24 protein-coding genes and 2 pseudogenes are annotated in these 26,847 nt (G+C 73.2%); 18 read left to right on the top strand and 8 right to left on the bottom strand.

From position 1 onward, the window contains the following. Nucleotides 1-312 precede the first annotated feature (312 nt). The 5 genes from IE247_RS32665 (at nt 313) to IE247_RS32645 (ending at nt 7,114) form a co-directional block, all read left to right on the top strand. On the top strand, nt 313-1,248 hold the full coding sequence (locus tag IE247_RS32665; RefSeq protein WP_190126980.1) for an RNA polymerase sigma factor SigF: 936 nt from the start codon (nt 313-315) through the stop codon (nt 1,246-1,248). A gap of 277 nt (nt 1,249-1,525) precedes the next feature. Further along, nucleotides 1,526-3,766: a lipopolysaccharide biosynthesis protein gene (locus tag IE247_RS32660; RefSeq protein WP_190126979.1), complete on the top strand. Its 2,241-nt coding sequence runs from the start codon at nt 1,526-1,528 to the stop codon at nt 3,764-3,766. Between the two features lie 155 nt (nt 3,767-3,921). Continuing rightward, a complete protein-coding gene (locus tag IE247_RS32655; protein ID WP_190126978.1) occupies nt 3,922-5,679 on the top strand; it encodes a glycosyltransferase in 1,758 nt (585 codons plus the stop codon). Continuing rightward, on the top strand, nt 5,676-6,062 hold the full coding sequence (locus IE247_RS32650) for a DUF8471 domain-containing protein (RefSeq protein ID WP_190126977.1): 387 nt from the start codon (nt 5,676-5,678) through the stop codon (nt 6,060-6,062). The genes IE247_RS32655 and IE247_RS32650 overlap by 4 nt, the downstream gene beginning before the upstream one ends. A gap of 5 nt (nt 6,063-6,067) precedes the next feature. Then, nucleotides 6,068-7,114 (top strand): glycoside hydrolase family 26 protein, encoded by a 1,047-nt coding sequence (locus tag IE247_RS32645; protein ID WP_190126976.1) that lies wholly within the window; start codon nt 6,068-6,070, stop codon nt 7,112-7,114. A gap of 36 nt (nt 7,115-7,150) precedes the next feature. On the opposite strand, the gene IE247_RS32640 is transcribed toward IE247_RS32645, so the two are convergent. The 3 genes from IE247_RS32640 to IE247_RS32630 all read right to left on the bottom strand — a co-directional run bounded on the left by IE247_RS32640 (nt 7,151) and on the right by IE247_RS32630 (nt 10,428). Beyond that, nucleotides 7,151-7,966 (bottom strand): polysaccharide deacetylase family protein, encoded by an 816-nt coding sequence (locus IE247_RS32640; RefSeq protein ID WP_229869507.1) that lies wholly within the window; start codon nt 7,964-7,966, stop codon nt 7,151-7,153. Nucleotides 7,967-7,978: 12 nt separating this feature from the next. Continuing rightward, nucleotides 7,979-9,268 (bottom strand): glycosyltransferase family 2 protein, encoded by a 1,290-nt coding sequence (locus IE247_RS32635; protein ID WP_190126975.1) that lies wholly within the window; start codon nt 9,266-9,268, stop codon nt 7,979-7,981. A gap of 83 nt (nt 9,269-9,351) precedes the next feature. Beyond that, nucleotides 9,352-10,428: a GNAT family N-acetyltransferase gene (locus IE247_RS32630; RefSeq protein ID WP_229869508.1), complete on the bottom strand. Its 1,077-nt coding sequence runs from the start codon at nt 10,426-10,428 to the stop codon at nt 9,352-9,354. A 519-nt stretch (nt 10,429-10,947) separates the two neighbouring features. On the opposite strand from IE247_RS32630, the gene IE247_RS34675 reads away from it, so the two are divergent. The 9 genes from IE247_RS34675 (at nt 10,948) to IE247_RS32580 (ending at nt 20,352) form a co-directional block, all read left to right on the top strand. Continuing rightward, nucleotides 10,948-12,816, top strand: a complete 1,869-nt coding sequence (locus tag IE247_RS34675) for an ATP-binding protein (RefSeq protein ID WP_229869506.1) — start codon at nt 10,948-10,950, stop codon at nt 12,814-12,816. Beyond that, nucleotides 12,813-13,259, top strand: a complete 447-nt coding sequence (locus IE247_RS32615) for a roadblock/LC7 domain-containing protein (protein ID WP_190126973.1) — start codon at nt 12,813-12,815, stop codon at nt 13,257-13,259. Before IE247_RS34675 ends, IE247_RS32615 begins: the two co-directional genes overlap by 4 nt. Continuing rightward, nucleotides 13,256-13,615: a DUF742 domain-containing protein gene (locus IE247_RS32610; protein ID WP_190126972.1), complete on the top strand. Its 360-nt coding sequence runs from the start codon at nt 13,256-13,258 to the stop codon at nt 13,613-13,615. Before IE247_RS32615 ends, IE247_RS32610 begins: the two co-directional genes overlap by 4 nt. Then, complete coding sequence (locus IE247_RS32605) at nt 13,593-14,360, top strand: GTP-binding protein (protein ID WP_190126971.1); 768 nt, start codon at nt 13,593-13,595, stop codon at nt 14,358-14,360. Before IE247_RS32610 ends, IE247_RS32605 begins: the two co-directional genes overlap by 23 nt. After that, nucleotides 14,357-15,709 carry a cytochrome P450 gene (locus tag IE247_RS32600; protein ID WP_373305642.1) on the top strand — a complete coding sequence of 451 codons (1,353 nt, stop codon included), beginning with the start codon at nt 14,357-14,359 and terminating at the stop codon, nt 15,707-15,709. The genes IE247_RS32605 and IE247_RS32600 overlap by 4 nt, the downstream gene beginning before the upstream one ends. Before the next feature lie 77 nt (nt 15,710-15,786). After that, nucleotides 15,787-17,004, top strand: a complete 1,218-nt coding sequence (locus IE247_RS32595) for a cytochrome P450 family protein (protein WP_190126995.1) — start codon at nt 15,787-15,789, stop codon at nt 17,002-17,004. 123 nt (nt 17,005-17,127) lie between these two features. Continuing rightward, complete coding sequence (locus IE247_RS32590; protein ID WP_190126970.1) at nt 17,128-18,246, top strand: glycosyltransferase family 39 protein; 1,119 nt, start codon at nt 17,128-17,130, stop codon at nt 18,244-18,246. Between the two features lie 53 nt (nt 18,247-18,299). Beyond that, the gene (locus IE247_RS32585; RefSeq protein ID WP_190126969.1) at nt 18,300-19,397 is read left to right on the top strand and encodes a phosphotransferase family protein; all 1,098 of its coding nucleotides are present in this window, start codon (nt 18,300-18,302) and stop codon (nt 19,395-19,397) included. Nucleotides 19,398-19,485: 88 nt separating this feature from the next. Continuing rightward, nucleotides 19,486-20,352 (top strand): NAD(P)H-binding protein, encoded by an 867-nt coding sequence (locus IE247_RS32580; protein WP_190126968.1) that lies wholly within the window; start codon nt 19,486-19,488, stop codon nt 20,350-20,352. Between the two features lie 7 nt (nt 20,353-20,359). On the opposite strand, the gene hutI is transcribed toward IE247_RS32580, so the two are convergent. Then, complete coding sequence (hutI, locus tag IE247_RS32575; protein WP_190126967.1) at nt 20,360-21,535, bottom strand: imidazolonepropionase; 1,176 nt, start codon at nt 21,533-21,535, stop codon at nt 20,360-20,362. A 203-nt stretch (nt 21,536-21,738) separates the two neighbouring features. On the opposite strand from hutI, the gene IE247_RS32570 reads away from it, so the two are divergent. Continuing rightward, the gene (locus IE247_RS32570; protein ID WP_229869505.1) at nt 21,739-22,872 is read left to right on the top strand and encodes a methyltransferase domain-containing protein; all 1,134 of its coding nucleotides are present in this window, start codon (nt 21,739-21,741) and stop codon (nt 22,870-22,872) included. Here the strand turns inward: IE247_RS32570 and IE247_RS32565 are convergent. The 4 genes and pseudogenes from IE247_RS32565 to IE247_RS32555 all read right to left on the bottom strand — a co-directional run. After that, on the bottom strand, nt 22,865-23,320 hold the full coding sequence (locus IE247_RS32565) for an NUDIX domain-containing protein (RefSeq protein ID WP_190126966.1): 456 nt from the start codon (nt 23,318-23,320) through the stop codon (nt 22,865-22,867). The two genes, IE247_RS32570 and IE247_RS32565, sit on opposite strands and share 8 nt — an antisense overlap. A gap of 244 nt (nt 23,321-23,564) precedes the next feature. Further along, complete coding sequence (locus IE247_RS32560) at nt 23,565-23,903, bottom strand: hypothetical protein (protein ID WP_190126965.1); 339 nt, start codon at nt 23,901-23,903, stop codon at nt 23,565-23,567. Continuing rightward, complete coding sequence (locus IE247_RS34670) at nt 23,851-24,075, bottom strand: hypothetical protein (protein WP_229869504.1); 225 nt, start codon at nt 24,073-24,075, stop codon at nt 23,851-23,853. Before IE247_RS34670 ends, IE247_RS32560 begins: the two co-directional genes overlap by 53 nt. A gap of 174 nt (nt 24,076-24,249) precedes the next feature. Further along, nucleotides 24,250-24,541, bottom strand: a pseudogene (locus IE247_RS32555) (hypothetical protein); the annotation flags it as partial. A 131-nt stretch (nt 24,542-24,672) separates the two neighbouring features. Here IE247_RS32555 and IE247_RS32550 point away from each other — a divergent pair. From IE247_RS32550 to IE247_RS32540, 3 genes and pseudogenes are all read left to right on the top strand, one after another. Further along, the gene (locus tag IE247_RS32550) at nt 24,673-25,914 is read left to right on the top strand and encodes a helix-turn-helix domain-containing protein (protein WP_190126964.1); all 1,242 of its coding nucleotides are present in this window, start codon (nt 24,673-24,675) and stop codon (nt 25,912-25,914) included. Nucleotides 25,915-26,050: 136 nt separating this feature from the next. Beyond that, nucleotides 26,051-26,494 carry a hypothetical protein gene (locus tag IE247_RS32545; RefSeq protein WP_190126963.1) on the top strand — a complete coding sequence of 148 codons (444 nt, stop codon included), beginning with the start codon at nt 26,051-26,053 and terminating at the stop codon, nt 26,492-26,494. Next, a pseudogene (locus IE247_RS32540) lies at nt 26,481-26,847 on the top strand (hypothetical protein); the annotation flags it as partial. The gene IE247_RS32545 and the pseudogene IE247_RS32540, both read left to right, overlap by 14 nt.

Raw genomic sequence — 26,847 nt, 5'->3', positions numbered from 1 at the left:
TTCGCCGTTTCATGCCTCTGCTGTGACCTGTCCGACGCGGCGGACCCGGGGTGGCTCACCCAGTGGTTCACCCAGTGGCTCTCACCGCGACTTCCGCCGACATTACGCCTTCCGGGTGCGGGCAGGCCAGTGGAACCCCCCTCAGGAAGCGCTCATATCGGGCAATTGCCACTTGCAACGGGCCGTCGAAAACAGGTAGGGCTGGTAGGGCACGGAAAAACCCGTCCACCACACGACCGGCTTGGAGGCGCCGCTCACCGCAGCGCATGCACGGCATCGGCAGCCATGTGCCGAGAACGATGGAGGAGACCCATGTCACCACGGCCGGCCCCCGTACCCGCCACCGACGCGTCCCGACACCGCTACCCGCAGGACCACACGGCAAACGCCGCCCCGGACGAGAGCACCGTTCCTGACGAGAGCGCCGTCCCCGACGAGAGCGCCGTCCCGGACGGGAGCCCGGACCGGGAGCCCGGAGCGCTGAACGCGAGAGCGCTCTCGAAGACCCTCTTCGCGCGCCTCGAACACCTCGAAGAGGGCACCCACGAGCACGCGTACGTCCGCAACACCCTGGTGGAACTGAACCTCGCGCTGGTCAAGTTCGCCGCCGCCCGCTTCCGCGGCCGGAGCGAGCCGATGGAGGACATCATCCAGGTCGGCACCATCGGCCTGATCAAGGCGATCGACCGCTTCGACCTCAGCCGGGGCGTGGAGTTCCCCACCTTCGCGATGCCGACCGTGATCGGCGAGATCAAGCGCTTCTTCCGGGACACGAGCTGGTCGGTCCGGGTCCCCCGCAGACTCCAGGAGCTGCGCCTGGAACTGGCGCGCGCCACCGACGACCTCGCCCAGGAGCTCGACCGCTCTCCCACCGTCGCCGAACTCGCCGTCCATCTGGGCATCGGCGAGGACGAGGTGGTCGAGGGCATGGTCGCGAGCAACGCCTACACCGCGGGCTCGCTCGACGCGCGCACCCGGGGCGAGGAGGGCGAGGGCGCGGACGCCACCCTCGCGGACCGCATCGGATACGAGGACGACGGACTCGAGGGCATCGAGAACATCGTCTCCCTCAAGCCCTTGATCGCAAGCCTCGCACCACGGGACCGTAAAATTCTCTCCCTCCGTTTCGTGGCCGGCATGACGCAGTCGGACATCGGCGAAGAGCTGGGCATCTCTCAGATGCAGGTGTCCCGGCTGCTCTCCCGCACCCTGATCAAGCTGCGGAAAGGCCTCACCCCGGCCGAGTGACCGACCCCCCGTCGAACCTCCCGCCGCACCCGCCGGGACCGGGCCCTTTCCGCCAAGGAAGGGGCCCTTCCGCGTAATTGACGGGCCGGAGCGACTGGTTCACATTGAGCGGGGGCCCGTTGGGGGGAGAAAATGGCTCGTGGGGAGGGCTGCCCGGCCGCGCGCACAGCGAGGGAAGAGCTGGTGCGCCGGCGCGTGGGCAGAGAACGTGTGTCCGTACCGTCATGCCGTCGGGCGCCCGCGAGGGCGTCCGCGCACCAGAACACCCGGGTCACCGGTGGCTGAGCTGATCCGGCTGCGCGAGCCGTCGGAGCCGTTCGAGCAGCCCGAGCCGTCCGAATCCGAGCGACCGAGCACCGAAACCGGCACCGGCACCGGCACCGAGCCCGCCGCCCTCCCCGAGGAGGAGAGCGGCGGCGACTCCATGTTCCGCAACGCCTATGCCCTGATGCTCTCCACCGGCGTCTCCGCCGCGCTCGGCCTCGGCTTCTGGCTGGTCGCCGCCCGCTACTACTCAAAGGAGGCCGTCGGCGAGGGCTCCGCCGCCATCGCCGCCATGCGGCTGCTCGCCTCGATCACCGCGACCACGATGATCGGCGCGGTCGTGCGCTACGTCCCCCGGGCCGGGCGCGCCACCGGCCCGCTGGTGTGGCGCACCTATCTGGCCAGTTCGCTGGTGGTCACGCTGGCCTCCGTCGTCTTCCTCCTCACCCTCGATCTCTGGGGCTCCTCCTACGAGCCCCTCGACGGCCTCGGGCCGGGGCTCTTCTTCATCGCGGCCTGTGTCGGCTGGGCGCTGCTGACCCTCCAGGACGGGGTGCTGACCGGGCTGCGCAAGGCCGTCTGGGTGCCGGTCGGCAACGCCGTCTTCTCCCTCGGCAAGCTGCTGATGCTCGCCGCGTTCGCGACGGCCCTGCCGGTGCTCGGCATCTTCGTCTCCTGGGCCGCCGCGATGGCCCTGTCGGTGCTGCCGCTGGCCTGGCTGATCTTCCGCAGGCTCATCCCCGGCCAGAGCGCCGCCGACCGCGACCGCGAACCGCCCTCGACGAGGGAGATCGGCCGCTTCCTCGCCGGGGACTCGGCCGGTGCGCTCTTCTCCCTGGCGATGATCAACCTGCTGCCGGTGATGATCGCCGTCCGCTTCGACGCGGCCGACAACGGCTTCTTCTACATCGCCTACACCGTCGGCGGCACGATGGAGTTCATGGCCATCAACATGGCCTCCTCCCTCACCGCCCACGCCTCCCACAGCCCCGAGACCCTGGCCGCCGGGGTGCGCGGAGCACTGCGCCGGATGGCCGTGCTGCTGGTGCCGGTGGTGCTGGTGCTGGTGGTCTTCGCGCCGCAGATCCTCGCGCCCTTCGGAGCCGCGTACGCCGAGAACGGCACCACCGTGCTGCGGCTGCTGGCCGCCGCCGCGCTGCCGCGCGTGGTCGTCGAGCTGTACATCGGGGTGCTGCGCGTCCAGGGGCGTACGGGGATGCTCGCCGCGCTCCAGAGCGCGATGTGCGCCCTGGTGCTGGGCAGCGCCGCGCTCCTGCTCGGACCGACCGGGATCGCGGGCGCGGGCTGGGCGATGCTGGGGTCGATGACCCTGATGGCGCTGGTCTCCGCGCCCGGTCTGCGCGCCGCCCTCTCCGGCCGTGAGCCCGGCCCCTCCCGGCCGGCCGCGCTGCTGCGCCGGTGGCGGGGGCGGTGGCGGGGCGAGCGGATCGAGTACGGCACCACCTGGGCGCGCAAGGCCGCCGAACGGCGGGAGGCCGCCGAGGAGTACGCCCGGCAGTACGGGGCGGACTGGGCGCGGCGGGCCGCGTATCTGCGCGGCGCGCACGAGGACACCACCCCCGCCCTCGGCATCCCGGTGTATCTCCCGGCCGGCGGACCGGACCAGGGCGAGCGGGCCGGTCCCGCCGCCTCCGAGAGCCGGATCGCGCCGGTGCTGTGGCTGCTGCTCGCCCTGGCCGCCGCGCTGTTCTGGGGGCCACTGCTGAGCGTGCCCGACATCGCGCTCCACGAGCTCTCGGGCGCGGAACTGCTCCGGGCGCTGCCGCCGGTCACCGTCACGGCGGGGGTGCTGCTGATCGTGATCCAGAGCGCCGCCCTGTCGCTGCTGCGCCCGCGCCCCGCGCTGCTGGGCGCGCTGCTGCTGGTCACCTTCGTCTCGCTGCACACCGCCCCGGCGGCGCTCGGCTGGGAACCGGAGCCGGTGGACGGCGCGTGGTACGAGGGGCCCGCGGGGTTCCTGGCGGCTGCCGGGGGTCTGGCGGGCCCGGAACCGCTGCTGCGCTGGCTGCCGACGCTCTGTCAGCTGCTCGCCCTGCTCGCGGTGTTGGCGATCGCACGCGGCACCAGGCTTCCGGTCGCCGCCCGGTGGGGCGTGCTCTGGCTGCTCACCGTCTGCGGCTGGGCGCTCCAGCGCCCGCTGGCCCCGGTCGCGCTGCCGCTGGCACTGGCCCTCGGCTGCGCGGCGGCCTTCGTCCGGATACGCGGGGCGCGGACCGCGCCGTCGAGGAACTGAGCCATCTGAGGTGAAGCGTGCAACAGCCGGCCACCGATTCCGGGCGACCCGGACCCACCGGGGAGAAGCCTGCCCCTGACCCCCGGCCCCCGGCCGCCCCCACCGGATCCACCGGGTTCGCCCGGTTCACCGACCGGGCCCGCCTCCGGAGCCTCGTGCCGCTCGCGGCCCCGCCGGTGGTCGCGCTGGTGCTGTGGGCGGTCGCGGTGTCGCTCACGGACGTCTCCGAGCTGAGCGACTACGGACTGCTCGCCGAACTCCCCGCCGTCTTCTGGGCCGGTCTGGCGGTGCTGACCGCCGGCTTCTGGTTCTGTGTCCGGGATCCCGCGCGCGGCAACCGGTGGCCGCTCGCGTACACCCTGGTCCTGCTGGTGATGGAGCGCGCCACCCAGGCGGCGGTCTACCCCACCCCGCTCTACGCGTGGGCGTGGAAGCACGACGCGGTGATCGAGCATCTGCTGACCGCCGGCCGGCTCCAGCGCGGTGAAGAGCTGGGCGACATGGCGGTGTACGACCAGTGGCCCGGCTTCTTCGCGGCGCAGGCCGCGCTGGTACGGCTCACCGGGGCGGAGAACGCGCTGGCCTTCATGGCCTGGTGGCCGCTGATCTCCTCGCTGCTGCTGCTCGCGCCGCTGCTGCTGATCTACCGGACCTTCACCCAGGACCGCAGGCTGATCTGGACCGCCGTCTGGCTGTTCTACGTCGCCAACTGGGTCGGCCAGGACTACTTCTCGCCCCAGTCGCTCGCCTTCGCGCTCTATCTGGGCGTCGTCGCCGTCGCGCTGCGCCGGGCCGAGCGCCCCGCGCCCGGCCGCCGCTCCCGGCAGCTGGTGTGGTTCGCCCTGCTCGTACCGCTGATCGCCGCCATCGTCATCGCGCACCAGCTCACCCCGGTGATGCTGGCGGTGGGGCTGGCCGCGCTCGCGCTGATGCGGCGCTACCGGGACTGGACCCTGCTGCTCGCGCTGATCGTGGTCTTCCTCGCCTGGAATCTGACCGCGTCGCTGCCGTTCCTCCGGGAGGCGGTGCCCGACATGATCAGCTCCTTCGGGAAGGTGGCCGACAATCTGGAGACCGGGTACGGGGCGACCCCCACCGGCACCGGGGCGCTGGTGGTCTCCTGGACCGCGCGGCTGCTCTCCGCCGGGGTGGTGCTGCTGGCCGCCGTGGGCGTACTGCGCGGCGGGAAGCTGCTGCGCCACCGCGCCAGACCGCTGCTGCTGCTGGCCGGGGTGCCGCTGCTGATGGCGGTCGCCAATGACTACGGCAGCGAAATGATCTTCCGGGTGCTGATGTTCATGCTGCCCGCGCTCTGCTTCTTCGCCGCCGCCGCGCTGCTGCCCCCGGCCCGGCCGCTGGCCGCCGAGCCGGACGGCTCCGGAGCCCCGCGCCCGGCGACGGGGGTGTGGTACGCGGTGGCCCCGCCGGTGGTGCTGCTGACGCTGACCGCGCTGTTCGTGCCGAGCTACGCGGGCAAGGACCGGCTGAGTTACTTCCCGCCGGAGGAGGTCTCCCTGGTGCGGGGGGTGTTCGAGCAGGCCCCCAAGGGCTCGCTGGTGGTCGCCGCCCACCGCAACTACCCGCTCGCGTACGCCTCGTACTGGGACGTCGGCCACTACTGGTTCCTGGACGACGCCAAGGAGCACGTCGACAAGATCCTCAAGGACCCGGCGGGCACCCTGGCCCGGGACATGAGCGGGGTGACGGCTCCCGCGCGCGGGTATCTGCTGCTCACCCGGGGACAGATCGCCAACTCCGAGATGAACGGCATGCTCACCGGCGAGGAGCTGCGGCGCATCGAGCGCTCGGTGGCGTCCTCGCCGCTCTTCGAGGAGGTCGGCCGCAACAGCGCCGGAGCGGTCTTCCGGCTCAAGTCGCCGACCGCCGAAGCCCCTGGGAAGGAGACCCCATGACACTCGCCCTCCGCGCGCTCCCGGCCCTCGCGGGCTGGCTGGCGCTCGCCGCCACCGCGCTGCCCGCCGGATCGGCGATACGGGTGGCACCGGTCGCGCTCTTCCTGCTGCTCGGCCCCGGGGCCGCCCTGCTGGCGTTCTGCGGCCCCGCGCTGGGCGGGCACCGCGCCCTCGGCCCGGCCGAGAGCTGGGACGAGGGCTTCGAGCGGGACTCCGACCGGATCGAGCGGCTGGTCCTGGCCGTGGGTCTGAGTCTGAGCGCGGCCGTCGTCTGCGCCACCGCGCTGATCGCCGCCCAGGCCTTCAGCGGCCCGCGCGTACTGATCGCGCTCACGCTCCTCACCACGGCCGCCGCCTGTGCCCCCCGGCCACGGAAAGGCTGATCACGATGCCCGAGTCCCCGCGCCGCCGACGCAGGCCGTGGGCGCTGCCCGCCGCCGTCGCCGGGGCGCTGCTCGCCGCCGTTCTCGCCGTACCGCAGTTCACCGGCGACGACGGCCCGTCCGCCGACCCCCGGTGCGCGCCGAACGAGCTTCTGGTGCCGCCGTGCGGGGCCTGGTTCGGCGCGTACGTCCGGCACGACAAGCCCGACCTGGAGGAGAAGGTCCTCGCGTACGAGCAGCGTCTCGGCCGCAGGCTGGACATCGTCTACACGTATCACGACATGTCCAGGGGCGGGGACGGTCTGGAGGGCACCCTGCTGACCGAGCAGGAGCGGCGGGTCGGCGAGGACCGGATGCTGCTGCTGTCCTGGGAGAGCAAGTGGTGGGGCGGCGGCGAGGACCGGCAGCCGCGCTGGAAGGAGATCGCGGCGGGGAAGCTCGACAAGGCCGTCGTCGACGTCCAGGCGAAACGGATCAGGGAGTACGGCAGGCCGGTCTTCCTCTCCTTCGACCTGGAGATGGACACCCGGATCCCCGAGGACGGCGCCCCGGCCGACTTCGTCGCCGCCCACCGGCACATCCACGACCGCTTCCGCGAGCTGGGGGCCGCCAACGCGATCTGGGTCTGGAACGTCACCGGCTACCCGGGCAACCAGAAGCTGTTCCGCGCGCTGTACCCGGGCGACGAGTACGTCGACTGGATCGGCTACAACCAGTACAACTACTTCCGCTGCCACGACGCGGAGTGGCAGAGCTTTGAACAGACCCAGCGCGGGCCGCACGACTGGCTCCGGAAGAACATCTCGGACACCAAGCCGATGATGCTGCCGGAGTTCGGCACCGCCGACGATCCGTCGAAGCCCGGGGCGCAGGCCCAGTGGTACCGGGAGGTGCCCCGGGTGGTGAAGTCCCTGGAGGGGGTGGGGGCCGCGCTCCAGTGGAACTGGCGCGACCCCGGGCCGGGCTGCGATCTCTCGCTGGCCCGCGACTCCTCCTGGCGCGCGCTGGGCACCGCCGCCGCCGACCCCCACTTCCGCCAGCCCCACCGCTGACCCCGGCGGGCGGGCGGCCGGTCGGCCGGTCAGCGGTCAGCCCGCGAAGACATCGCCCTTCACCGCCGCGCGGGCGCGCCGGTAGAACCGCCAGCCGACGGTGGCGGGCGAGGTGGGGAGCGGGGCCGTGGGGGCCCCGCGCCCCGCCATCCACTCCTCGATGTCCGCGACCGTGTGCGTACGGCGGAGGATCAGCCGCGAGATGCGGTACGCCTCGTCCCGCCGCGAGCTGAGGGCGTGCCGGACCGCTGCGGCGGAGGCGTACCCCTCGCGCAGCGCGGCCCGGCGCACCCCCCGGCTGTGGTAGCCGTGGGGGTAGGCCAGATGCGCCACCTCATGCCCAAGGAGCTGCTCCAGCACCTCCTTGGGCTCGCGCAGCTCGCGGCGGAGCGCGGCGGCCGGGAGGGTGTCGAGCTGGGCGTGGGTCACCGTGTGGGCGCCGATCTCCATGCCGTACTGCTCCAGCAGCGGGACCTGGGAGAGCGTCATCATCGGCGCGGGGGGCAGCAGACTGCGCCCGCCCGGGGTGATGGCCCCGGTGGTCAGATAGGCCGTCGCGGGCATCGAGCGCTCCGCGAGGGCCTCGGCGGTGAAGCACGGCAGATCGGCGAAGCCGTCGTCGAAGGTGATCACCACCGGCCGCTCGGGCAGCTCCGCGCCGTGCCGGAGGGCGGCGACCAGCGCGCTGATCGTCACGGGTGTGCGCCCGGCTGCCGCCACCGCGTCGAGCTGCGCCGTGAACTGCCCGGGCGAGACGGTGAACTCGGCGATCCACTCCGGCGGATCGTCCATGACGGCGTGGTAGAGCAGTACGGGGATCCGGGGCGTCGCCGCCCCTCTGCCGTCACTCATGTCTGAGGCCTCTTACTCGGTACGGCCGTGCCACGGCGGTCTGATGCCCCGGACCCGGCGGCGGGCTTTCGCGTACCCCAGCGGACCGGCCAGCATGCCACGGCGCTCCAGCCGGGAGAGGCGGCGCGGCCAGGGGTAGTCCTGTGCTCCGTGCGCTCCGGGGACGGCCGCCGCGCCGGGGTCGCGGTGGGCCGTGATGGTCCGGGCGTGGGCGAGGCCGCGCGGAAGCTTCCGCAGCAGCGCGGGGAGGAGCGCGGGGTGGCGGACCAGCAGTGCGGTGAGGTACGCGGTGAGCCCGGCGCCGTATCCGTACGCCTGGTTCTCCAGGTCCCGCCAGCTCTCGCGGTGGTGGTGCCAGACGAGCGCCTCGGGGGTGTAGCGGAGGCGGTGTCCGGCGGCGAGGACGCTGACGAAGGCGTAGAGGTCGTCGCCGCCCCGGGCCGGGGTGCCGGTGCCGGTGGCGGGGTCAAAGCCGCCCGCGTCGCGCAGGGCGCGGGCGCGGAAGGCCATGTTCGCGCCGGAGCCGAAGCTGCCGGCGGTGAAGGGGAAGAGGGGTTCGTCGGCGGGCGGGGCGGCCGGGTCGTAGGTCTTGGGGGTGAAGCCCTTGGCGAAGCCGCCGTGGCTCTCCAGCAGAATCTGCGCGGGGGTGCCGAGGCGCGCGGGCAGGATCAGTCCGGTGGCGCAGCCGAGGCCGGGGTCGGCCGTGAAGGGTTCGGTGAGCGCGGTGAGCCAGTGCGGGTCGGCGATGACGTCGTCGTCGGTGAAGGCGAGGATCTCGCCGTCGGCGATCGCGACGCCCCGGTTGTGGGCGACGGCGAGGCCGGGGACGTCCTCGCGGGCGTAGCGGACGCGGCCGTCGTACTCCTTCTCGACCAGGTCTCTGGTGGCGGTGGTGGTGGGCGCGTTGTCGACGACGACGATCTCGTAGTCGGGGTGGTCCTGGGCGAGCAGCGAGTCGAGCGCCCGGGCGAGCTGTTCGGCGCGTTCGCGGGTGGCGACGACGACGGAGGTCCGGGGCGGGAGCGGCGGCGGTACGGCGGAGGCGGGGGCCGCTTCGGGGGTGCGGGCGAGCAGGGCGCGGGCCTCGGCGGCCACGGCGTCCGCCGGGGGGCGGCCGGGCGGGATCCGGCAGACGAGGGTGGCGACGGGGCGGCCCCGCAGCCGTATCAGCGCGTAGACGTCGCCGCCGTCGATCTCCGCACCGCCGTCCGGGGCGGGGCCGAAGGCCAGGACCGCGCCCTCGGGCCCGTCCAGGTCGAGTTGGGCGACCTGGAGGGGGCCCGGCTTCGGTGGGTTGTCCATGTGATGTTCCTCGGGTGTGTGAGCGACACGGGCGGCCGGTCCCGGCCGGGGCCCGGGGGACGGGGCCCGGGGGGCGCCCGCCGTCAGCCGGCGCGCAGTCTGCCGATGTGGTTCAGCGTCCGCCGGGCGTATCCGGCCAGCCTGGGCCGGTCCCGTACGAAGCGGTGGACGCGGCGCGCGGGTTCGCGGCCGGCCCAGTGGAGCGCGGCCCCCACGCCGGGCCGGGTGGCGGAGCCCTCCTGGACGGTGAGCCGTCCGGTGCTGAGCGATTCCTTGTAGCGGGCCGGGCCCCGGCCCAGGTCGAGGAGGTGCGTACCGGCGGCGGCCGAGGCCCGGGCCATCCGCAGCAGCAGGATCAGCCCGGGCGAGTAGCGGGCGAACTCCGGGTCGTACGCCGGGAACCAGTAGGCGAGCACGGTGCGGGAGCGGAGCCCGAAGTGGGCGGCGACGGGGCGGTCCGCCGCGTACAGCACGGAGAGGACGCCGGAGCAGCCGGGGGCGGTGCTGCCGTGCAGCAGCCGGGCCAGCTCGTTGATCCATCCCTTGGCGAAGCGGTCGCCCCGGCCGGTGCGGCGGTACTGGGCGGACTTCCACTCCATGAGGGTGCGCAGGGCGGCGGGGTCGCGCTCGTCGTGGACGAAGCGGACCTCGCCGCGCTGCCTTTCGAGCCGGCGCTCCTTGGCGCGGGTGGTGCGCAGAAAGGCGGGCGAGGAGGCGCGCAGGGCCCGCTCGTAGGCCTCGTACCCCTCGCGGAGGTCGAGCACCGGGGAGTCGAAGCTCTCGGCGGCGGCGGGGGCGAAGAGGTCCTGGCCCGCTTCGAGGTGGTCGAACCGCCAGGTCGTCAGCGAGGAGGCGGTGAGCAGCTCGCGCGCGGTGATGCCGAGGCCGGGGGCGAGGATCGCGCCCTGGCAGTCGGAGACGCCGATGCCGATGGCCCGGCCCCGGCCGAGCGGGCCGCGCTCGTGGGGGAAGTAGCCGACGGGCTCCTCGCCCCGGCGGAGCACCGCGACCCGGGCGGCGGGGCTGACCCGGCCCATGGCGCGGGTGAACTCGGGTTCCATGAAGGGGCTGGCGGGTGCGCCGGAGCGGGCGCGCAGCAGCCGCCAGGCGGTGAGGTCCCGGTCGGTCAGCGCGGCGGGTGCGACCACCTCGACCCGCACTCCGCCCCGGAGCCGGCCGTCGCCGGCGTGCACGCCGCTCACTGTGAACCCCCGACCCCGCCCCGCCCCGCCCCGGTCCGCTCCGGGCCCTGCCCAATTGCCCGGCATTCCCGGTTTCCCCGCTGGCGACGGTACCGGTCCGTACCCCTCCAGGGTAGGGAACCCCGGCCAACTTGTGGCGAATTCATGGAGGTTCTGAGGCCTGTGGTGCTGATGGTGCAGAAGTGACGGATGGGGAATCAGCAGGAACGGCCGGGGAAGACAGCACAATCTCAGGCGACTTGGCCATCCCACATTCGAACGAGGTCCGTTGATCGTAGGATTCGGACTGCTCTCCCTTTCCCCCCGGGAGTGCGGCGCGACTCCCGATTCCGTGTCCCGCGCCCGTGCCCCGAGGGGCTCGGCTGTTCCGCAAGTCCTCGTGAAAGGCTCGGTCTTCGTGGTCGTGGTCTACGTCGTGGTCCCCTCGGACCCCAGGTCGAGCAGGCCCCCTCGACCCGGCGGGTCGGGGCCCTCGTGGTGAACGGAAGGGGTGCCGGAGCCGAACCGGGCGACAGAGGCCCCTCCCCCTGGTGGCCGGCGGCGGCCCTGGCCGCCGTCGCCGGAGCGACGGCGCTCACCGACCAGTACACCCGGGTGGGGCTCCGGCAGATCCTCGCCTGGGCCTGCGCCGCCAGCGCCGTGCTGGCGCTCGGCTGGGCGGTGACCCTCGCCCGGCAGCTGCGGGCCGAGCGCGCCCGCAGCGCCCGGGACCGCCGCACGGCCCGCGCCCGGGCCGCCGAGGTGACCCGGCTGGCCACCGTGCGGCTGCCCGCGATCGCCGAACTGCGGCGCGCGGGGAAACGACTGGACTCCGCGCCCGGCCCGCTCGCGCCGGCCGCCGACACCGGCGACGAGTTCGCCCGGGCGCTGGAGACGGTCGTGACGGCGCTCGGCTCGGACGAGGCGGTGCGCAGGGAGCGGGTGCTGCGCGACTCCGTGCAGGCGGCCTTCGAGTCCGTCGCCCGCAATATGCACGCCATGGCCACCGTCCAGCAGCAGGTGCTGGACCGGGTGGAGCGGACCATCGAGGACCCCCGGCTGATGGCCGAGGTGATGAAGGCCGACCACGCCGCCGCGCAGATGACCCGCAAGGCGCAGACCCTGCTGGTGATGTGCGGGATCTGGCCCGCCCGGCGGGAGACCCAGCCCGTCTCGCTCTACGACTGCGTCCGGGGCGCCCAGTCGCGGATCGTGGAGTTCAACCGGATCGAGGTGCACGGCGGGCAGACGCTGTACGCGGTGCCGCCCGTCGTCGAGGGGCTGATGCACGCCATCGCCGAACTCCTGGAGAACGCGACCGTCTTCTCCCCCTCGCGCACCCAGGTCGTGGTGACCGTGCGCGAGGTGGGCGCGGGCGCGGTGGTGGAGATCGACGACGCGGGCCTGGGCATGCCCGCCGATGTGCTGCGCCAGTCGACCGCCCGGCTGCGCGACGAACTCGACCTGGCCGAGCTGGGCGCGGTGCCCCGCCTCGGGCTCGCCTGCGTCGGCCGCTGGACCCGGGAGCTGGGCTTCAGCGTCGAGCTGACCGGCACCTCGGCCTACGGCGGCACCCGGGCGGTCGCCTTCGTCCCGTACCGGCTGCTCACCGAGCCGCTCTCGCACTTCTCCGGCTCCGGCCGGCGGCGGAGCGAGCTGCCCGGGCGCGCCGCCCGCAAGCGCGCCGCGCCCGGCGGGGACGGACCGGGGTACGCGTACGAGGACGCCGGCTCCGGCTCCGGCGCGCACCGGCTGACGGCCGACCGGTCCGGCACCGCCCAGGGTCCCGCTCAGGGTCCCGCCCGGGGCCGGGACGGGGCGCGCCGGGACACCCCGGTCACCGTCTCCGGCGGACGCCGGGACGGCGGCGGCGGCCGGGACCCGGGGGCGTACGCCGAGGGGTACCGGGGCACGCCCGCGCCGCCCGAGGCCTACTCCGACGCGCCCCAGCACTCCCTGGCGGACCAGGACCAGGACCGGAACCAGGACCGGAACCAGAAGCACGACCAGAAGCACGACCAGCGCCAGGAGGCGGAGACCGGGGCCGCCGACCGGCAGGGCGCGGCCCAGCACCATCCGGCCCGGCCGCCGGGCGGGGCCGCGCCCGGCGCGCTCCCCCGCAGGCGCAGCCGCCGGGGGGCGGCCGTGGAGGCCGCCGCCCAGACGGCGCTGACACCCCAGCCGCCCGCCGCGCCGCAGCTCCCCGCCGACCGGCCCGCCTGGACGCCGGAGGCCGCGCGGGCCTCGGTCGCCAGTGTGGTGTCCGGCTCCCGGCGCGGCCGGGCGGCCGTGGCCCACGACACCCCCGACCCCGACCGCGTACCCCACACCGACCACACCGATGCGCACCATGGAGGCCGGCCGTGACCGGGACCATCACCAGACTCCCCGACCTGGGCTGGATGCTCCGCCCCCTGACCGAGATCCCCGGCGTCCGGCACGCCGTGGTGGTCTCCGAGGACGGGCTGCGGCTCGGCCACGCCTCCGCCGAGCGGCTCACCGGGCCGGTCTCCTCGCTCAGCGTGGCCGAGGCCGAGGCGCTCTCCGCCGCCTGCGCCGCCATGACCATGACCGGCCGCTCCACCGCCGCGCTGCTCTTCGGCCGGGGCGCGGGCGTACGGCAGCTCATGCTGGAGTCCGAGCACGGCTTCGTCCTCTTCACCCACGCCGGAATCGGCGCGCACCTGGGCGTCGCCACCGACACCGAGGCCGATGTGGGGCTGGTGGCGCAGCAGATGCAACTGCTGGTGGCGAAGATCGGCGCGCATCTGAGCAGTCAGCCGAGGGATCCGGTGACCGACTCCTCATGACGGACCGTCCGGAGGATCGGACGCCTTCGGCGGTACGCCCGTATGTGATCACCAGAGGGCGCTCGGACACCGGCGGCGAGCCGCTGGCCTGGGAGACCCTGGTGATGGCGACCGACGCGGCGTTCCCGCCGTCCCTCCAGCCGGAACATCACAAGATCCTGACCCACTGTCAGGGCCTGTTGTCGGTAGCCGAGGTGGCGGCGCATCTCGGCCAGCCCCCCTCGGTCGTCCAGGTGCTGCTCTCCGACCTCGTCGCCTGGGGGCTGATCGTGATCCGTCCGCCCATTCCCCCGGCCGAACACACCGATGTGACCATGCTCAGAAAGGTCCTCCATGGCCTCGAAAGCCGTCTCTGACGACCCGGACCGGGCGTCGGGACAACCGGGCCCGCACACGGGGCGGACCCGGGACACCCCCGGCCCCGGCACCCAGCCGGGGAAGTATGTGAGCGCCGGAGTCGTGGGCGCGGCGAAGATCCTGGTGGTCGGCCCGCTCGGGGTCGGCAAGACGACCCTCATAGGCACCGTCTCGGAGATCAAACCGCTGTCCACCGAGGCGATGATGACGCAGGCGGGGGCCGGGGTGGACACGGTGCTCACCCCGGGCAAGACCACCACCACCGTGGCGCTGGACTTCGGCCGGATCACCATCGACGGCGCGCTGGTGCTCTATCTCTTCGGCACCCCCGGCCAGCAGCGGTTCCTGCCCGCCTGGCGCGATCTGGCCAAGGGCTCGCTCGGGGCGCTGGCGCTGGTCGACACCCGCGATCTGGCCGCGTCCTTCGACGCGCTGGGCAATCTGGAGGATCTCGGGCTGCCGTTCGCCGTCGCGGTCAATGTCTTCCCCGGCAGCCCCCAGTACACCGAGCACGAGTTGCGGGCGGCGCTCGATCTGCTGCCGGACACCCCGCTGGTGGCCTGTGACGCACGGAATCTGCGCTCCTCGGTGCAGGTGCTGATCGCCCTGCTCGGCCATCTGATCGACACCGCTCCCCCGGAGGCGCACGGCCTCGTGCCCCCGCCCGCCCCGGCTCCGGCATCCGCCCCGGCCGTCGCTCCCGCGCCCGCACCGGCCGGCTCCACGGCGACGGAGTCCCTGTGAACGGGCCCCCGCACACCGCGCCGAACGGCGGCGGCCACCGGCTGGCCCCGACCGCGCTCTACGGGCCGGACCTCGACGGCGACGCCATGCCCGCGCTCTACGAGCGGCTGCGGCGGGCGCACGGCCCGGTGGCCCCCGTCACCATCGCCCCGGGCGTCGGGGCCTGGCTGGTGATCGGCCACCGCGAGCTGCTCCGGCTCACCCGCGACGAGCAGGACTTCTCCCACGACCCGCGCCGCTGGAGCCTGCTGCGCGAGGGCCGGGTGCCGCCCGACTCCCCGATCATGCCGATCATCGGCTGGCGTCCGGCGCTCCTCTTCGCCGACGGACAGCAGCACCGGCGGATGCGCACGGCGGTCTCCGAGGCCCTCGACGAGATCAACGGCCATCAGCTCCGCCGTACCGTACGGGCCGCCGCCGAGGAGCTGATCGCCTCCTTCGCCGACCGCCGCGAGGCCGACCTCGTCCCGGAGTACGCCCGGAAGCTCCCGGTACGGGTGATCATCGGGCTGCTCGGTCTCGACGAGCCCACCGGACAGCTCCTGGCGCAGGCGATCACCGGCATGGTCGTCGCCAACGCCGACTCGGTCAACGCCAGCCGGCGGATGAACGCGATCCTCCAGACCCTGATCCAGCACAAGCGGCAGCGGCCCGGCGACGATGTCACCTCGGCGCTGCTGCGGCACCCGGCCGCGCTCACCGACGAGGAGGTGCTGCACAACCTGGTGGTGATGTTCGTCGCCGGACAGCAGACCACCGTCAACTGGATCTCCACCACGCTGCGGATCCTCCTCTGCGACCCGGCGTTCCGCTCCTCGCTCACGGTCGGCCATCTCAGCGTGGACGACGCGCTCGACCTGGTGCTCTGGCGGCATCCGCCGACCCAGAACTTCCCGGCCCGCTACGCCACCCGGGACCTGGACTTCGGCGGCCAGCGCGTCCACACCGGGGACATGCTGCTGCTGGGGCTCGCCGGGGCCAACCAGGATCCCGCCGTACTGCCCGAGGACGGCACCCCGGTGATCGGCAACCGTTCGCATCTGGCCTTCGGCGCGGGTCCGCACGCCTGCCCGGCGCAGGACCCGGCCCGGCTGATCACCCGTACCGCCGTGGACACCATCCGCCACCGGCTGCCCGATCTGGAGCTGGCGGTGCCCGAGTCCGAGCTGTCCTGGGTCAAATCGCCCTGGAGCAAGGGGCTCGCCGCGCTGCCGGTGCGCTTCACCCGGCCCCAGCTGCCGCCGCCCGCCCGGCCGGACCTCCTTGTGTCGGGGGAACCGCTCACGGCGGCGAAGTGCCCGGCCGGAGCCGTCTCCCGTCACGACTCACCGCCAGGAGAGCCGAGTTGAGCCAGACCCCGGAGAGTTCCCGCACCACCGCTTCCGCTTCCGCCGCCGCGCCGCCACCGCTTCCACCGCCGCACCGGATGGACCCGGGCGGCGGCTGCCCGCACGCCGCCAACGCCCGGCTGCTCGCCGCCGGGCGCTCCGTCACCGAGGTGGTGCTGCCGGGCGAGGTCCCGGGCATGGCGGTGCTGGGCCACGAGGCGCTCAAGGACTTCCTCTCCCGGCCCGAGGTCGCCAAGGACCCCCGGCACTTCACCGCGCTGCAAGAGGGCCGGATACCGAAGGGGTGGCCGCTGCACACCTTCGCCACCGTCCCCGGGATGACCACCGCCGACGGCGACGACCACCGCAGACTGCGCTCACTGGTGACCAAGGCCTTCACCGGCCGCCGGGTGGCCGCCCTGCGCCCGGGCGTCGAGAAGGTCACCGCCGGGCTGCTGGACGGCCTCGCGGCGGCGGCGGCCGACACCGGGGACGGCGTGGTCGACCTCCGCGAGAACTTCGCGCTGCCGCTGCCGCTGAGCGTGATCTGCGCCCTCCTCGGGGTGGCCGACGCCCATCAGGAACGGCTGCACCATCTCTCCAACCAGGTAGTCAGCACCGTCATAGCGCCCAAGGAGGCGATCGCCGCCAACCAGGAGCTGGTGGCGCTGCTGAGCGCGATCGCGGCGGACCGCGCCGAGCACCCCGGCGACGATCTGACCAGCGCGCTGATCGCCGCCCGCGAGGAGGACGGCGACCGGCTGAGCCAGCGGGAGCTGATCGGCACCCTGCTGCTGACGATCGTCGCCGGGCACGAGACCACCCTGAATCTGATCGGCAACGCGGTACGGGCGCTCTGCGCCGACCGCGAGCAGCTCGCCGCCGTCCGCTCCGGGCGGGCGAGCTGGGCCGATGTCGTCGAGGAGACGCTGCGCTGGGACAGCCCGGTCAGCTACTTCCCCTTCCGCTACCCCACCGAGGACATCACCGTCGACGGCACGGTGATCCCCCGGGGCACCCCCGTCCTCGCCGGGTACTCGGCGGCCGGCCGCGACCGGGCCGCCCACGGCCCCGACGCCGACCGCTTCGACGTCACCCGCGCCGACGGCCCCCGCCATCTGTCGCTGGGGCACGGCGCGCACTACTGCCTGGGCGCGCCGCTGGCCCGGATGGAGGCGGAGATCGCCCTGGCGGGCCTCTTCACCCGCTTCCCCGAACTGGATCTCGCGGTCCCGGAGGCCGAGCTGCCCCGGCACGCCAGCTTCGTCGGCAACAGCGTCGGCGAGCTGCCGGTCCGGCTCAGGCCACGGCCCTGACCCGGCGGGACCCCACGGCGGCCGGGAAGCGGCCGGGGAGCGGCCGGTAGGCTTGAGTCCCACCTCTCCCGCCCGCGCCCCGGTCACTGCCGGACCCGTAGACCCGTACGAGAAGGATCCGGCATGCCGTCGTCCGCTCAGGAGGCGCTCCGGCGCGCCCGCCCCGCGCTCCTCCTCTACATCGGCGTCCGCGCGCTCTGTCTCGCGGTCCTCTTCCTCTGGTCGTCCCTCGCGGGCCGGGACGCCCGGGTGCTGCTCGCCGAGCGCTGGGACTCCCTCTGGTACGTACGCGTGGTCGAGCACGGCTACGACTTCACGCTGACCGCCCCCGACGGCCGGGTCCTCTCGAACATGGCCTTCTTCCCGCTGCTGCCGTGGCTGGAGCGCGGCGTCTCGGCGCTCACCCCGCTCGGCCCGCCCGACGCGGGCCTGCTGATCAGCGCGGTCGCGGGGCCCCTGGCGGCCTGGGGGATCTTCCGGCTCGTCGCCGAACTCCACGGCGAGCGCCCGGCGCTGTTCACAGTCGCGCTCTGGGCCGCGCTGCCGGTCGGGATCGTGCAGTCCATGGCGTACAGCGAATCCCCCTTCGTCGCGCTCGCCGCGTGGGCGCTGTACGCGACGGTACGCGGGAACTGGCTCGCCGCCGGGGTGCTCGCCTCGCTCGCCGGGCTGACCCGGCCGGTCGGTCTCGCGGTCGCGGCGGCGGTGTGGGTGACGGCGCTGACGCTGTGGCGGCGCGAGGGCGCGCCGCGCGGCCGGATGGCGCTGGGCATGGCGCTGGCCCCGCTCGGCGCGGCCGGATACGTCCTGTGGGCGGGGTCGCGCACCGGGAGTCTCCTCGGCTATCTCGATGTGCAGGCCGAGTGGGGCAACGGCTTCGACGGCGGCCTGGCCTTCGCCCGGTTCGTCGGCGGGCTGCTCGCGGGCCCCGGGTTCCCCGGCGGGGTGGCGCTGCTCGCCGGGGTGGCCCTGGTGATCTGGCTGTACGCGAAAGGCGTGGCCCAGCGCCAGCACCTCGCCCTCCTCGTGTACTGCGGGATCGTGGTGGCACTGGCCCTGGGCGCGTCCGGCTACTTCGGCTCCAAGCCCCGGCTGCTGCTGCCCGCCTTCCCCCTGCTGATCCCGCCCGCCCTCGCCCTGGCCCGCGCGAGGCCCGCCACGGCCCGGGCGGTGATCGGGGGCGCGGCGGCGATCGCGGCGGTGTACGGGGCGTTCTGGCTGAACGGCTCGGGTCCGCCGTAGTACGTCATCAACTGCGTTGCCGCCGCCCGGCGGGGCGGCCTACGGTCCTCACCATGCTGCCTGTGGTGGAGACCGACGCCCAGTGGGACGCGGTGGTCCCCGACGAGAGCGTGATGCGCCCCGGGGCCGAGGAGCTGTGCGCCCGGCTGGGGTTCGCCGGGGCCCGGCTGACGCGTTTCCCCGAGGGGACACAGCCGGTCTACGCGGTGGGCGGGGCCCAGGTGCTCAAGCTCTTCCCCAAGGCGTCGGCCTCCGACGCCGTCACCGAGACCCGCGTACTGGAGCATCTCCGGGGGCGGCTGCCGGTCCCCACCCCCTCGGTGACAGCCTCCGGGGCGTATGTCAACGGCTGGCGGTACGTGCTGATGTCCCGGCTGCCCGGCACCGGCCTCGCGGCGCTCTGGGAGCGGCTGCCTGCCGTGGACCGGGAGCGGATCACCACCGAGGCGGGCGAGACCCTCGCGGCGCTGCACGCGCTCGACCCCGAGCCGCTGGCCGACGTCCTCGGTCCTAGGTCGTGTTTTCAAAGTCCCGTCTGTCCGCCGTGCCCTGGCACGCCCGCTCGCTGCGTTGTCGTCAGTCGCCGACGCTCCGCGTCGACTCCCTCCTCCGCCTTGCGATCGCACGCACCAGACCCCGCCAGACCCGCCCTACGGGCGGACGACGCCACTTTGAAAACACTCCCCGGCGACTGGGGCACCTTCCTCGACCGCCGCCGTTCCGCCGCCGTCGAGCAGCAGCGCGCCCGGGGGCTGCCCGCCGCGCTGCTGGAGCGGATCCCCGACTTCCTCGACTCGGTGGCGCTGCCCAGGAGTCCGCGCCGCACGCTGCTGCACACCGAGTTCATGCGCGAACACTTCCTTCTCGACCCCGAAGGGCGGCGCCTGAGCGGGCTCTTCGACTTCGAGCCCGCGATGATCGGCGACCGGGCCTACGATCTCGTCGCCGTCGGCCTGTTCCTCACCCGGGGCGACCCGGGGCTGCTGCGGCGCTTCCTCTCCGCGTACGGCGAGAGCTTCGAGCCCGCCGTACTCCTCGCGTACACCCTGCTGCATGTGTACAGCGATCTGCCCTGGTATCTGCGGGAGGTGCCGGTCCCGGCGGGCGCGGATCTCCCCGCGATCGCCGAGGTCTGGTTCGGCACCGGTTGACCGGCGGTCCCGGGGCGCGTTCGCGGGGCGGCTGGAGCAGACTCTTCCCGTACGCGTGGATCGTCCACCGAGGAGAGCGGAAGCAGCCATGAGCCCAGCCATCGCCGTCACCGGAGCCAGCGGACGGATCGGCGGGCGGATCGCCCGCCGCCTCAGCACGGCGGGGCTCACACCCCGGCTGCTGGGCCGGGACCCGAAGCGGCTGCCCCTGATCGAGGGGAGCGCGCTCGCGCCGCCCGCCGCGTACGGGGACGGGGAGGCGATGCGCCGGGCGTGCGACGGTGCGCGGACGCTGTTCCTGGTCTCCGCGCGGGAGGCCCCCGACCGGGTGAGCGATCACCGGACGGCGGTGGACGCGGCCGTCGCGGCGGGGGTGGAGCGGATCGTGTACGTGTCCTTCCTGGGGGCCGCGCCCGACGCGACCTTCACCTTCGCGCGGGACCACTGGCACACCGAGGAGCACATCCGCGCCTCCGGGGCGCGGCACACCTTTCTGCGGGACAGCTTCTATCTCTCCTCGCTGGCACAGATGGCCGGGGCGGACGGGGTGATCCGGGGCCCGGCGGGGGCGGGCCGGGTCTCCGCCGTCGCGCACGACGACATCGCCGACGCGGCCGTCGCCGTACTCCTCTCCGACGAGCACGACGGCCGCACCCACGATCTGACCGGCCCGGCGGCGCTGACCCTCGCCGAGGCCGCCGCCGAACTGAGCCGCTTCGCCGGGCGGGAGATCGTCTACCAGCCGGAGACCCGGGACGAGGCGTACGCCTCCCGGGCCGGGTACGGGGCCCCGTCGTGGGAGCTGGCCGGCTGGGTCACCTCGTACGAGGCCGTCGCGACGGGCGAGATGTCCGCCGTCTCGGACGCCGTGCCGAGGCTCACCGGCCGTCCGGCGACGAGCTTCGGGGACTTTCTGCGCGGGGCCCCGGAGGCGTACGCGCATCTGCTCCCCTGACCGGGGCTCAGACGGCTCTGCGGCCTCGCCGCCAGACGTCCGTCACCAGGGGGACGCCCGGGCGGTAGGCGAGGTGGACATGGCTGGGCGCGTCCAGCAGCGCCAGATCCGCCCGGGACCCGGGGGTGAGCCGTCCGATGTCGGTGCGGCGCAGGGCGGCGGCCCCGCCCGCGGTCGCGGACCAGAGGGCCTCGTCGGGGGTCATGCCCATGTCCCGTACGGCGAGCGCGAGACAGAACGGCATGGAGGAGGTGAAGGAGGAGCCCGGGTTGCAGTCCGTGGAGAGCGCGACGGTCGCCCCCGCGTCCAGCAGCCGCCGCGCGTCGGGCCACTTCGCCCGCGTGGAGAACTCCGCGCCGGGCAGCAGGGTGGCGACCGTGCTCCCGCTCGCGAGCGCGTCGACGTCCGCGTCGGTGAGATGGGTGCAGTGGTCGGCGCTGGCCGCCTGAAGCTCGACGGCGAGCTGGACCCCGGGCCCGTACCCGAGCTGATTGGCGTGCACGCGCGGCGTCAGCCCCTTCGCCCGGCCCGCGGTGAGGACGGCGCGGGCCTGGTCCCCGTCGAACGCGCCCTTCTCGCAGAAGACGTCGACCCAGCGGGCGTACGGGGCGCAGGCGTCGAGCATCTCGCCGGTGACGAGGGCGACATAGCCGGCCGGGTCGTCGGCGAAGTCGGGCGGAACGATGTGCGCCCCGAGATAGGTGACCTCCTCCGTGTGGCGGGCGGCGATCTCCACGGCGCGGGCCTCGTCGTGGACGGTGAGGCCGTATCCCGACTTGGTCTCGAAGGTGGTGGTGCCCTGGCGCAGCGCCTCGCCGAGATGGCGCAGGAGGTTGGCCTCCAGGGCGGCGTCGGTGGCGGCCCGGGTGGCGGCGACGGTGGTGCGGATGCCGCCGGCCTCGTAACGGCGTCCGGACATCCGGGCGTTGAACTCCTCGGTGCGGTCGCCCGCGAAGAGGAGGTGGGAGTGCGAGTCGACGAAGCCGGGGATCACGGCCCGGCCGCCCGCGTCCCGGACCGTGTCGGCGGCGGGGGCGGACGCGGCGGGGCCGACCCAGGCGACCGTCTCGCCCTCGATGAGGAGGGCGGCGTCGTGGACGAGGCCGAGGGGGGATCCGTCGCCCAGCGCCGGGTCGTTGGTGACGAGAGAGCCGATGTCGGTGATGAGGGCAGTGGTGCTCATGGGTTCCTCTCCGGGGGTCGGTGGGCGGGCCGTCCGCCACACGGTACGGGCGGCCCCGGGGGCTCGGGCGGCCCGGGGCCGGGCCCATCGTGCTCCCGTGTCACCCGGATGGCCGTCTACCCCGCCGGTGTCACCGTGCGCCACCATGTGCTCACAGGCCTCTGTTGAAGGGGAAAGCACATGCGCGAGCACGAGAAGTAGCGGTGGCGGCCCTCTTCGCCGAGCGGCATCGGCGTCTCGCGGAGGCGATGGACCGCTGCGGCGCCTGGCCCGGGCGCTCGCCGTGGGTCCGGGAGGCGATGGACGCCGTGCCCCGCCATCTGTTCGCCCCGGACCGGCTGTGGCGGCCGGACGGCGGCGCGTTCGCGCCGGTCGACCGGGAGGTGGATGTCCGCCGGTGGGCGGAGGCCGTCTATCCGGACCCGGAGACGGCGACCGTCACCCAGGTCGTGGCGGGCCGGGAGGCCGCCGGTCTGCCCTGCCAGGGGGTGGTGGCGGACATGCTCGACGCCCTGGGGCCCAAGCCCGGCCAGCGAGTGCTGGAGCTGGGCACCGGCACGGGGTGGACCGCCGCGCTGCTGGCCCACCGCACCGGCCCGGACCGGGTGACCAGCGTGGAGGTGGATCCCGGGCTGGCCTCGGCGGCCCAGAAGCGGCTGGAGACCGCCGGGGTCCGGGTCGCGGTGGAGCTGGGCGACGGCACCGCCGGGCATCCGCGCTCCGCGCCGTACGACGGGGTGATCGCCGCCTACGCGGTGGACCGCATCCCCTGGGCGTGGGTCGCCCAGACCCGGCCCGGCGGCCGGATCGTCACCCCCTGGGGGCGGCTCGGCCATGTCGCCCTCACCGTCGCCGGGGACGGCCGCTCGGCGAGCGGCTGGGTGCGGGGCCTGGCCCGCTTCCCGCCCGCCCGGGGCGCCCGCCCCGCCCTGGAGGACTTCTCCCTCGTCCGCGCCACCGGCCCGGAGTGCGCCGAGCGCTCCTGGGAGCGGGATCCGGGCGAGCTGCGCGAGGACCGCCACCTCCGGTTCGCCCTGCGGGTCGCGCTGCCCGACGTACGCATCGCCGCCCGCGCCGACGGCCCCGGCGAGGTCACCGCCCAGCTCCACGACGGACGCTCCTCCTGGGCGACCCTCTCGGTCCGGCCCGGACAGCCCCCGACGGCCCTTCAGGGCGGCCCGCGCCGGCTCGCCGACGAGCTGGAGCAGGCCTGGGACGGCTGGCTGGAGGCCGGGAGCCCGGATCTGCACGAGTTCGGGCTCACCGTGGAGTCCGCCGACTGCCAGTACGCCTGGGCGCTGGACCAGGAGACCGGTCCGCGCTGGCTGCTCAGCTGACGCCTTCTCCCAGGATCAGCTTCCGGTGCGCCTCCTGGAGCCCTTCCGGCAGCTCGTCCGGGGTGAACCACCCCGCCTCCAGGATCTCGAAGGAGTCGATCTCCATCGTCCCCCCGACCAGCTCCGCCTCATAGACCACCTCCATCCGCAGCCTGAACCCGCTGTTGAGCACCAGCAGCCTTTTTGTTCGCACGTCCAGCCCCGTCTCCTCCTTCACCTCCCGCACCACCGTCTGCCCGAACTCCTCCCCCTTGAGCGCGTATCCACTCGGCATCCCCCACTCCCGCCCCTCGGGCCACAACCGATGCTTCAGCAGCAGCACCCGCCCCTCCCCGTCCCGCACGACCCCCGTCACCCCCACCATGAACGTCGCCTGCGTCAGCCACAGCACCCTCCACTGCCACGCCCCCCGCATCCCCCGCCACGCACGCGCCACCAGCCTCTTCATCCCTGTACCCTCCCCAAGTCGCCGGGGCCGCACGGGAAACCGCCCGCCCCACGGCCACCATGGCTCACGGGCCGCCCGGGGCCAAACGGGGCTGCTGGTTAAGGCCGCCGGGCAAGAAACGTGGCGGCCCTTTGGGCGAGGCCCTGTGCATCCACGTCATTCGGGTAAGGGGTGAGGCGCTGCGGCTGAACGAGCAGGCGAGGCCCGAGAAGATCACCGCCCTGCCGAACTCCCACCAGGGCCGCTACTCGGGCAGTCGCACCACGGCCGGAGTCGCCATGCCATTGTGGTCGAGCGCAACGGCGTTCAGTTCCACGCTTTGAACAAGGACTCCGGGAAAGTCCTCAAAGAAGCCGAGTGCCTCCGCGATGGCTTCGGTCAAGGCCTCCGCCGTGAACAGACAGCTGAACTCCGTGTGTCCGGGGCTCTCCACACGGCCGATCCGGCCATCGTTGAATCGGTCGAGCCCATCCAAGGTGTCCGCCTGTTCCGGTGTCAGCGGCTCCTGGAGATGCAGTGTGAAATGCCATTTACGCGTGGCCTCGGTGGTTCTTGATGAATAGGTCAATCTTGCTCGCCTCATCTCCTGTGTTACGGGGTGTGCTGTACACCGCCTGCGATTGATTGCAAGGGCAGCAGATGACCCAACCCCACCGATGACGGTTCTTGTCATGCGTCACCTTGAGCCCGGCCGCCTCCGCCCTCTTCAGCGCCGCTTCAACATCCTTCTTCTGATGCCGGTCACCGATTCCCATGACCGTACGTACTACTAGCGGGCCGCAAGGAAGGCACGCGGCCGAAGGCGAAACCGCCCGATCGAGCTACCGCATGAAGCGGGCATGGCCAATCGGGCCAGAGTGCCTGCTCGCCCGATCAGCGAAGGAACCGGCCCACCGCCGGTGCCATGGCCCTGGCGCTTCTGAACGGCTTCAGGGCACATCGGCTAGCTCCACCGTGTCCGCCGTCCCGCCCTTCCCGGACGGCGGACCGCCGTCCCACACCGCCACGAGTCGATCCGCCCGCCTGAGCAGCTCGGCGTTGGCCGACTCGCACGCGTCCCGGTTCGCCGACTCGTGCGGCAGCGTCACCACCTCCACGGCCGCCCCGACCAAACGGTCGAAGAGCGGGGCATGTGCGGGCTTCACCTTCCTGGCCCGGTAGTCCTGCGACGGGATCACAACCAACCAGCCGGCCGCCGACGGCCACCAGCTCCTCCGCGAAGGTCGTCATATTTTCTCCTCGGTTCGACGGCAGATCGACCGCACCTGACCCAATCGAAGGGATCAACAGCCGGATGCGGTAAGGCCCTTCCGGAGTATCGTTCCCAGTGGATGCCAGGAATGGAGACCAGCATGCCGCAGTGGAGTGACTACACCACCGGGCAGAGGATCAAGGCCTTGAGGGGCGAGGGGATCCTGCAATCCGACCTCGCCGAAATGACCGACCTGTCGTTGCCGACCATCCAGCAGGCCGAGCAGGACAAACGTCTGACTCTGCGCACCCTGATGCGGATCGCGGACGCCCTCGGCGTCGACACGTCCGTCATTCTGGGCCAGCAAGCGCCGCGCCGCAGCATGCGGATCGCCGACAGGGCGATGCTCCGGGACCTCTCCCGGACTGTCCACGACACCGCAGCCGGAGTACTGCCCCCCGATGTCGCAAGCCCGGCCATCGAGGAGCTGCGGGAGACCACGGCGAGGTGCTGGGACACCTACTGGCGCGGGGAGTACCTGGAAGCAGGGGCGCTGGCGCGGCCCCTGCTGGAACAGACCGTGGCCCGGCTCCACGATCAGCCCGTCGGTGAACAGGCGGAAGCCTACGGGCTGCTCGCGGACGCCTACCGGCTCGCCGCCTATGTGGCCAATCTGCTCAGCAACCGGGATCTGGCATACGCCGCCATCGGCCACGCACAAAGGGCTGCGGCCCAGGCCGCAGATGGCCTGCGGCCCGCACTCGTTCTGTCGGGGCGTTCCTGGGTGTATTTGCGGGACGCACGTCTGAAGGACGCCATGGTGCTGGCGGAGCAGGCTGCCGTCGACATTGAGCCTCGGTTCTCGACCGCCACGGTGGAGCAGTTGGCCGTGTACGGCTGTCATGTGAACTTCGCGGCCGTTGTCGCATCCCGACTGGGTGCAGAGGACCGAGCGACTGACTATCTCTCCCAGTCGCACGCCACAGGGGCACGCATGGGGGCGGAGCACCGGGCCCATGGAACCGTCTTCGGGCCGGTGACCGCTACTACGCAGGCTGTGGGTATCACGCTCGCTCTCGGCCAGACCGGAAAGGCGCTGGATCTGATCTCGGGTATCACTCCGGCGCACGAAGGTGCTCTGTCGGGCGCGGCACGGAACCGGTACTCCGTGGACAAGGCTCTGGCACAGGCCGACGCGAAGATGTGGGACAGGTCCCTGGAGACCCTGGAGACGGTTCTGCTCGCCGCGCCGGAGTGGGCCCGCCACCAGGCGCTGCCATCAGTGATCGTCCAGCGGGTCAGCCAGGGCAGCACAGCGCGGCTGCGCCGTGTCTCCAAGCTGATCGGAGTGGCACCTGCCCAGGGCGGTTTCCCCCCGGCCAACCGGCGTACCGCCCTCTGACTCGTACGCCGCTTATGGGCGAACGCAGTTGAGGTTTGAAGAGTCGCACGCCTCGTATGAGTGGCGAACCTGACGGTTCGTCCAGCCGTACGGGGCGTTTCTTCACGCGCGTGCAGGGGGACGGGATCGTGTTCCCATGGCCCCCACAGGACAGCAGCGTGCTCGCCGCCACCGCCTCGCTGACGCGGCGAGCGGCATATCGCTCCAGCCCGGTTCGGAGACTCTGAGCAGCGGTATCGCCCGGATCCGGGTTGCGCTCTACACCAGCTCGCCCCTCATGATCGCGAGGCTTCACACCTACGCCGAGGCGCGCGACTGGGTGGTCGTGGCCGCTCATGTTGATCCGGCGGATTCCGAAAGCCCAGTTGCCGGCCGCCCTATGTGGCCGGCGGTCACCGGGCTGATCTCCGCGCTTCTGATCGACGGCGTCGTCACTGACGATCCAGGCGTGTCCGCCGCTTTGGACCACACCGACGCCTTCGCGGTGTGCCTTTCCGCCGATCGTCACGAGTCCCCGGCGGCAGTAGTCACGGCCCCGGACGGCCCACGCGCTCAGGGGCGCAGACATGACGAACGTTAGGCACCCGGCGACCGCCGAGATGCGGGCCACCGTCGCCCCGGCCGTCGGGTGGGCACCCCGCTCACAGGACTTGCTGACCACGATGCTCGCCGGTCTGGCCGACATACGGAACCGGCTGCCCAGCCGCAACGGTGAGCCCGTACCGCCCGACCCCGTGACCGCCGAGCCGAAAGTACAACTGGTAAGAATGCCTGCCTCCCCCCTGGACCCTGAGCGTCACCGCCGGGTCTACCTCTCAACCATCCACGCCCCGGGGCTGGCGCGTGCCGACACCGCTCGTTGTCTCGACGCCTGGGGCCTCGCCCACGGCACGGACGACCTGGCCGTCCTCGTCACGGAACTCGTCACCAACT

The organism is Streptomyces inusitatus (assembly GCF_014651115.1).
Taxonomy (GTDB): Bacteria; Actinomycetota; Actinomycetes; order Streptomycetales; family Streptomycetaceae; genus Streptomyces; species Streptomyces amakusaensis.
This window is presented reverse-complemented; position numbering and strand designations above follow the sequence as displayed.

Coding starts and splice junctions, on each gene's coding strand:
- IE247_RS32645 (WP_190126976.1), top strand. CDS start 6,068: ATGCCCGAGTCCCCGCGCCGCCGACGCAGGCCGTGGGCGCTGCCCGCC.
- IE247_RS32610 (WP_190126972.1), top strand. CDS start 13,256: ATGACGGACCGTCCGGAGGATCGGACGCCTTCGGCGGTACGCCCGTAT.
- IE247_RS32635 (WP_190126975.1), bottom strand. CDS start 9,268: ATGGACAACCCACCGAAGCCGGGCCCCCTCCAGGTCGCCCAACTCGAC.
- IE247_RS32580 (WP_190126968.1), top strand. CDS start 19,486: ATGAGCCCAGCCATCGCCGTCACCGGAGCCAGCGGACGGATCGGCGGG.
- IE247_RS32565 (WP_190126966.1), bottom strand. CDS start 23,320: ATGAAGAGGCTGGTGGCGCGTGCGTGGCGGGGGATGCGGGGGGCGTGG.
- IE247_RS32550 (WP_190126964.1), top strand. CDS start 24,673: ATGCCGCAGTGGAGTGACTACACCACCGGGCAGAGGATCAAGGCCTTG.
- hutI (WP_190126967.1), bottom strand. CDS start 21,535: ATGAGCACCACTGCCCTCATCACCGACATCGGCTCTCTCGTCACCAAC.
- IE247_RS32640 (WP_229869507.1), bottom strand. CDS start 7,966: ATGAGTGACGGCAGAGGGGCGGCGACGCCCCGGATCCCCGTACTGCTC.
- IE247_RS32545 (WP_190126963.1), top strand. CDS start 26,051: ATGGCCCCCACAGGACAGCAGCGTGCTCGCCGCCACCGCCTCGCTGAC.
- IE247_RS32560 (WP_190126965.1), bottom strand. CDS start 23,903: ATGAGGCGAGCAAGATTGACCTATTCATCAAGAACCACCGAGGCCACG.
- IE247_RS32665 (WP_190126980.1), top strand. CDS start 313: ATGTCACCACGGCCGGCCCCCGTACCCGCCACCGACGCGTCCCGACAC.
- IE247_RS32605 (WP_190126971.1), top strand. CDS start 13,593: ATGGCCTCGAAAGCCGTCTCTGACGACCCGGACCGGGCGTCGGGACAA.
- IE247_RS34670 (WP_229869504.1), bottom strand. CDS start 24,075: ATGGGAATCGGTGACCGGCATCAGAAGAAGGATGTTGAAGCGGCGCTG.
- IE247_RS32585 (WP_190126969.1), top strand. CDS start 18,300: ATGCTGCCTGTGGTGGAGACCGACGCCCAGTGGGACGCGGTGGTCCCC.
- IE247_RS32590 (WP_190126970.1), top strand. CDS start 17,128: ATGCCGTCGTCCGCTCAGGAGGCGCTCCGGCGCGCCCGCCCCGCGCTC.
- IE247_RS32595 (WP_190126995.1), top strand. CDS start 15,787: ATGGACCCGGGCGGCGGCTGCCCGCACGCCGCCAACGCCCGGCTGCTC.
- IE247_RS32650 (WP_190126977.1), top strand. CDS start 5,676: ATGACACTCGCCCTCCGCGCGCTCCCGGCCCTCGCGGGCTGGCTGGCG.